General features: G+C 43.8%; 7 protein-coding genes and 2 pseudogenes. 4 read left to right on the top strand and 5 right to left on the bottom strand.

The window, feature by feature from the left end; translation table 11 throughout:
- The first annotated feature begins 312 nt into the window (after positions 1–312).
- The 3 genes from QUB12_RS19205 (at position 313) to QUB12_RS19195 (ending at position 2,775) form a co-directional block, all read left to right on the top strand.
- A complete protein-coding gene (locus QUB12_RS19205; RefSeq protein ID WP_006635783.1) occupies positions 313–663 on the top strand; it encodes a hypothetical protein in 351 nt (116 codons plus the stop codon).
- 107 nt (positions 664–770) lie between these two features.
- Positions 771–2,291, top strand: a complete 1,521-nt coding sequence (ycf46, locus tag QUB12_RS19200) for a stress-responsive protein Ycf46 (RefSeq protein WP_333057291.1) — start codon at positions 771–773, stop codon at positions 2,289–2,291.
- Between the two features lie 130 nt (positions 2,292–2,421).
- The gene (locus QUB12_RS19195) at positions 2,422–2,775 is read left to right on the top strand and encodes a DUF1257 domain-containing protein (RefSeq protein ID WP_006635781.1); all 354 of its coding nucleotides are present in this window, start codon (positions 2,422–2,424) and stop codon (positions 2,773–2,775) included.
- 170 nt (positions 2,776–2,945) lie between these two features.
- Here the strand turns inward: QUB12_RS19195 and QUB12_RS19190 are convergent, their stop codons facing one another.
- A complete protein-coding gene (locus QUB12_RS19190) occupies positions 2,946–3,212 on the bottom strand; it encodes a glycosyltransferase family protein (RefSeq protein ID WP_333142094.1) in 267 nt (88 codons plus the stop codon).
- Between the two features lie 135 nt (positions 3,213–3,347).
- On the opposite strand from QUB12_RS19190, the pseudogene QUB12_RS19185 reads away from it, so the two are divergent.
- Positions 3,348–4,366: pseudogene (locus QUB12_RS19185) on the top strand (IS5 family transposase); the annotation flags it as partial.
- A gap of 34 nt (positions 4,367–4,400) precedes the next feature.
- On the opposite strand, the gene QUB12_RS19180 reads toward QUB12_RS19185, so the two are convergent.
- The 4 genes and pseudogenes from QUB12_RS19180 to QUB12_RS19165 form a co-directional block, all read right to left on the bottom strand.
- Entirely contained in the window at positions 4,401–4,898 is a 498-nt protein-coding gene (locus tag QUB12_RS19180; protein ID WP_445252026.1) for an IS1 family transposase, read from the bottom strand.
- Positions 4,890–5,280, bottom strand: a pseudogene (locus QUB12_RS19175) (IS1 family transposase); the annotation flags it as partial. The pseudogene QUB12_RS19175 and the gene QUB12_RS19180, both read right to left, overlap by 9 nt.
- A 153-nt stretch (positions 5,281–5,433) precedes the next feature.
- Positions 5,434–5,709, bottom strand: coding sequence for a hypothetical protein (locus tag QUB12_RS19170; protein ID WP_333142093.1), 276 nt, complete (start codon positions 5,707–5,709; stop codon positions 5,434–5,436).
- Positions 5,710–5,799: 90 nt separating this feature from the next.
- A complete protein-coding gene (locus tag QUB12_RS19165) occupies positions 5,800–5,985 on the bottom strand; it encodes a hypothetical protein (protein ID WP_333142092.1) in 186 nt (61 codons plus the stop codon).
- Positions 5,986–6,000 lie beyond the last annotated feature (15 nt).

Here is a 6,000-nt window from a genome sequence, read left to right as displayed (position 1 = left end):
CCGCCACGTGATTTATCCGTGGAATCAATCCAAAATCGAAAATCAAAAATCCTCAAGCCCCCGCATTTATCCGTGGGGTCGCCTCTAAAATCTCAAATCTAAAATCTCAAATCGATTGACGCTACCCATACCTGCCGCTGCACCTCGGCCTCATCAGCTACACCCCTAACTTTTTCGTTGTTAACTGCCCCAGATTTACGTCAAATGTAACGAAATATTACAAGATGACGCTAAAGCAGCATAGAGGCTTGACAGCAAAGAATTAAGCGGCTAATCTGATATACATACCCGGGTAAGTCAATTCACTGTCATATGCAAGAAAAGCAAAAAGTTACATTGTATCTTCCACCAGAACTGCATCGCCAGCTCAAAATCCGAGCCGCAGTCGAAACTGAACCGATGTCATCAATTGCAGAAAGGGCAATTGTCTTCTACCTAGGAAATCCCGAACTGGTTGACGAAGTAGAAGCCTCCTACGGACAAACCCATCGGGTATACAACTGTCCAGAATGCACGGGTTCAGTAGTAATGCGAGATGGAGAACTGGCATCCGTAACAAGTCAGCCGAGCGTATTGGCTGAACAGGATCTTCCAGTAAAGCAGGTGTCGGGCGTCAGTGCCAGCACGGCCAAACCGGGAGAGGAAGAATTGGTTCCCTGCTAAGAATGCCTTGCTTCCCCAAAAAGCTAAAACTGAACATTTCAGTAACAGGGCTAATGGCAGCATTGAGATTCAGCAAAGATAGCACCGTCTCTAGTGGGTCGAGGAATATGCAAGAAGAGATCAGTATTCTAATCCAAGCTCAATATCCTCTGATCTACCTCGTGACATCCGAGGAAGAGCGGTGTGAGCAAGCAATTTCGACAATAGCTCAAGCGAAACCACAGCGACGAGTATTTATCTGGACTGTAACTCACGGCATTGTGGAGTATGGTCAACCCCGCACCACCACCCAACACAACACCGTCTCGCCAGAGGCAGCAATTGAATGGGTGATCAGGCAGCGAGAACCCAACAGTAACGCTAGCATCTACATTTTCAAAGATTTGCATCCTTTTATAGATTCTCCTCCGGTAACGAGGTGGTTGCGCGATGCGATCGCCCACTTCAAAGGAACGCAAAAGACAATTATACTGATGTCTCCTTTGCAGCAAATTCCGATCGAGCTAGAAAAGGAAGTAGTGGTATTAGACTTCGCGTTGCCAGACATGAAGGAACTAAACCAAGTATTGTCTGGTCAGTTGGAGCAAACGAAATCGCGACGCATTACCACAGAAGGGCGAGAAAAACTTTTAAAAGCAGCCTTGGGATTGACCAAGGACGAAGCTGAAAAAGTTTATCGCAAAGCCCAAGTTTCGACTGGGCGCCTCACAGAAGAAGAAGTAGACATAGTTCTTTCGGAGAAAAAGCAATTAATTCGGCGCAACGGCATTCTAGAGTTCATTGAAGAAGACGAAACCCTGGATGCAGTCGGCGGTTTAGAAGAGCTGAAGCGGTGGCTGAGACAGCGTTCCAACGCCTTTACAGAAAGGGCGAGAGAATACGGCCTGCCCCAACCAAAAGGGATGTTAATTCTCGGCGTACCCGGATGCGGAAAATCGCTGATTGCTAAGACCACCTCCCGCCTCTGGGGACTGCCCCTGCTGAGGCTAGATATGGGTAGAGTCTACGACGGCTCGATGGTGGGTCGATCGGAAGCAAACCTCCGCAATGCCCTCAAAACCGCAGAATCGATCTCTCCAGCCCTCCTCTTCATCGACGAACTAGACAAAGCCTTTGCAGGAGGCACTGGTTCGGCCGACTCAGACGGAGGCACCTCCAGCCGGATTTTCGGTTCGTTCCTCACTTGGATGCAAGAAAAGACTTCCCCAGTCTTCGTAATGGCAACAGCCAACCGAATCGAGCGGTTGCCGGGAGAATTCTTGAGGAAAGGCCGATTCGACGAACTCTTCTTTGTTGATCTGCCTACCAAAGAAGAACGCCAAGATATATTTAAGATTCACCTGTCAAAGCGCCGTCGGGAAATTACTCGCTTCGATTTAGAGCAACTTTCCAATGTTTCCGAGGGCTTTTCAGGTGCAGAGATTGAGCAAGCGCTAGTAGCCGCAATGTACGAAGCCTTCGCTCAAGATCGAGAGTTTACGCAGCTAGACATCATCGCGGCCATTAAATCCACAATGCCACTGTCTAAAACAATGACCGAACAGGTCACCGCCCTGCGAGATTGGGCTAGACAGCGTGCACGGCCCGCTGCGTCTTCCGTCGCTGAATACCAGCGAATGGAATTCTAAAAGCTTTCTCCTGGTCCAAACAGGAGCAAAGGCTAGCAACAGCTAGCAGTTCGATTCAAGAGCCGCCCAGCGGCACCGTTAAATCCAGACCGTTGTTGTTTCTCTCTCAGTTGTATTAGGAGGAAATCCAATGTCTCACTTTAGCACACTGCGTACCAAAATCACCGATGCCGAAATCCTGAAAGCTTCCCTGCGCGACTTGGGCATTTCAGTCAAGTCAGAAGCTGATGTTCGTGGCTATAACGGTCAGCGCGTTCGCTCCGACATCGTGGCGATTCTGGAAGGCGAATATGACCTCGGTTGGTCTCGCAATAGCGATGGTTCCTTTGACCTGATTGCCGACCTCTGGGGTGTCGCCAAAAAGCACAATCAAACTGAGTTAATCAACTCCATCAACCAGAAGTACGCAGTTAACAAGACCTTGGCAGCAGTCAAGCAGCGCGGTTTGCAAAATGCCAACGTTAAGCTGGTAGTGCAAAACTAATTGATCTGCATGTTTCCAAGCTCGCGGGTTAACCAAACAAACGGGTTAACCCGTTTTTAGCTAGCTAGGATGTAGAGCGGGGTCTTTGGGTCGCCACATACATTTTTAGCACCCCCAAGCAGCAGCTTTCAACCTGAAAGCTGCTGCTTTATGCTTTAATGGTCGGCTACCTAATGCTTGGGGGAATCGTCGATCGTTTGTTGATAAATTTCAAGCATTCGATCGACTTTGTGTTCCCAATCAAAATGCTGCCGGACTCGTTCCCGTCCCGCACAACCCATACTCTGCCGCAATTCTGGTGACTGGGCGAGCTTGAGCATCGCATCTGTCAGTCCCTTGACAAAGCCTTCTCTGGAAGCGGGTTCTACTAAAATACCGCAAGTGGAATTCAGATAATCTGCAGGGCCGCCCCAGTTCGTTGCTAAGTAGTTAAGCAAAATTAATTACATAGGGCTTGCTGAATAAGCCTAAAACCCTTACCTGAAAAGACTTTGACTCGCGAGCGGCGCGGATAAAGTGTAAGACTATGAGCTAAAATTAGTCAAAAGCCATGCACAGTATCACTTTCGTTGATGTACCGAAAACTTGACCCAACCCCAAAAGCACCGTCCAACTTTGACCTTAACGGACAGGGACAATTATCAGAGAATAATCGTTGGGTAATCATGGCAAAAATAATTCCGTGGTCAGAATTTGAAGTAGAATATGCCAAAAATTTCACCTGTTCAACGGGAGCGCCCGCCAAATCGTTTCGTATGGCCTTGGGGGCATTAATAATCAAAGAAAGATTAGGAACTAGCGACGCCGAAACAGTAGAACAAATAAGAGAAAACCCATACCTACAATACTTCCTAGGTCTGAGTGGTTATAGTAATGAAGCACCATTTGACTCATCCATGTTCGTTTATTTTCGGCAAAGAATAGGTGTCAACCTCGTCAATAAAATCAATGAAAAAATGGTCAAAAACCAGACCCAAGTGCAAGGAGAGGAAGTAGAAAAAAGTCATCAGACCTAAGTGAGCCTAAGAATCAAGGAAAATTAATATTAGACGCAACCTGCGCGCCATCCGACATTAAATATCCGACGGATTTAGGACTATTAAATCAAGCAAGAGAACATACAGAAAAAATCATAGATGCTCTACACAATCAAATTCAGTCACCCGTAAAAAAAAAGCCGATCGCATATCGAAACCGAGCCAGGAAAGAATACCTAACTCTAGCAAAAAAACGCAAACCACAACGAAAAGAAAGAATAAAAGCCATTAAAAAACAACTGCAATACATCCAAAGAAATTTGACGAATATAGAGCGAATGGGTGAGCTACAGTTGCTGAGTAAATCTCATTATAAAATGCTGTTAGTAGTTGCAGAAGTCTACCGTCAACAGTTGTCAATGTATGAAAAGAAAGAACATAGTATTCCCGACAGTTGGATAAGTTTAAAGCAACCACATATCCGCCCCATTGTCAGAGGGAAAGCCGGGAAATCCGTTGAATTCGGGGCAAAACTGTCAGCCAGTTGTCGAAATGGGTACGTATTTTTAGACCGAATTAGTTGGGATAATTTCAACGAATCAGGAGACTTAAAAATACGGTAGTAATAAATATGTAGTGATTAGATATTTATTGGCTCAAAACATAGTTGTAATGATGGATAAAATACCCAATAGCACCAATATGGTTTTCTAACTTTTTAGAAAATGAAAGAGTCTTTCTTACGATCCGAGAAACACGTTGGCGCAAAGTATTATTAAATCTTTCAATGTGATTAGTTTTTCCACTATCTTTACCAACTGGCTGATGGCGTAGCGAAGGAAAAATACAAGCATATGCAGCCCAAAAATCTGTATAGCAAACAGCACATTGTCGATATACAGGAGGTAGAGAATTCCATAATTGTTTTGCTCCTTCTTCGCTACGAGCGCCAATATAAACACCAATAATTTCTCTGGTCTCTGGGAGCATCTCATATTTGTAAAAATACTTCTTCTGGCTCCTTCCTTCTTGTGGCTCCTTCCTTCTTCCTCTTTCCTTCTGCCTCCTGCCTCCTGCCTCCTGCCTCAAAACTCCAATTTCTAGCTTGGCCGCAAAGGTGAGATGCTCCCTGGTCTCTCTATCCATTGCTAACCACACCCATTGCTTATTTTTTTTGCAATCTACAAATGACCAAAGTTCATCACATTCAACATTCAATCTGACTTTTTTTTTAGGTTTAACCTTTACTGTTCGTTCGATTGAGGCATATTTATTATTTACGTAATCCTGTAACCATTTTTGAGAAACACCCGTGCTTCTAGCTATACCAGCCAACGAAATCTTATCCAAAAGAAGTCGATCGATTAAATATGATTGTTTGTGAGGTAATTACTTTGTTGGTCGGATTTTCGACAAATTGGCGACCGCAACTTTGACATTTGTATTTTGGTTTTTTATTATGAATTCTACCATTTTTAACTATGTGATTTGAACCACAATCAGGGCAATTTGGTCGTGAGGGTAGCATATTCTATGACTAAACTAATATTGGCAGATACCACGGATTCCAGTAATAGTTACTTATGATAGCCTAACTGTAACTCAATCTACATTCGAGCGCGTAAAGAAATATTAAAATCACAAAATTTGATTGTGTTATTTATAAAATAATCTTATGTATTCAATTACTGTAATTAAACTTCACTACATATTTATTACTACCAAATTGAGCAAATTCTTGTCTGGCCGTTTCTTGAAAGCCTGGTGGAAATGGGATGCCCCCATTCACAGGCACTAGAATAAAAGGAGTCTGCTGACACACACTGACTACCTTAAACGGATATCGGGGCATCATCGGGGTAATTGCATGAACTATGTCATAATCTCCGTTGAGAATTTTCCCTTTAAATTTTTGGTAGACTTGCTGATTAAACTCTGCATAAATTGGGTAGCTCAAGGCATTATAAAGAGGCCAATTTACTCGCCCGTTAGCCGTAATCTTGGCTACTATTTTATAATACTGTTTGTTAAAATTTCCTTCTTCCAGCTAGAAAATATTTTCGTATTCCGGGTGTTTTTCGAGAGCGGGTTTATTTCTAATATGGGTAACGAGGGTTGCATCAACTAAGTTGTTAATTTTTTGAAAAAAATTGTATCCCACCAAAGGTACAGATGCCCAGTCAGGATTGCACTGCTCTACAATTAGTAAAACTTTTAATTTTTTATTACTCATTTGTTTGCTACTCAG

It is taken from the genome of Microcoleus sp. B7-D4, from assembly GCF_036705125.1.
Taxonomy (GTDB): Bacteria; Cyanobacteriota; Cyanobacteriia; order Cyanobacteriales; family Microcoleaceae; genus Microcoleus.
This window is presented reverse-complemented; position numbering and strand designations above follow the sequence as displayed.

What these genes read in the sequence shown, in the direction of transcription:
- QUB12_RS19205 (WP_006635783.1), top strand. Translation starts at nt 313, where the DNA reads ATGCAAGAAAAGCAAAAAGTTACATTGTATCTTCCACCAGAACTGCAT.
- ycf46 (WP_333057291.1), top strand. Translation starts at nt 771, where the DNA reads ATGCAAGAAGAGATCAGTATTCTAATCCAAGCTCAATATCCTCTGATC.
- QUB12_RS19195 (WP_006635781.1), top strand. Translation starts at nt 2,422, where the DNA reads ATGTCTCACTTTAGCACACTGCGTACCAAAATCACCGATGCCGAAATC.
- QUB12_RS19180 (WP_445252026.1), bottom strand. Translation starts at nt 4,898, where the DNA reads ATGGATAGAGAGACCAGGGAGCATCTCACCTTTGCGGCCAAGCTAGAA.
- QUB12_RS19165 (WP_333142092.1), bottom strand. Translation starts at nt 5,985, where the DNA reads ATGAGTAATAAAAAATTAAAAGTTTTACTAATTGTAGAGCAGTGCAAT.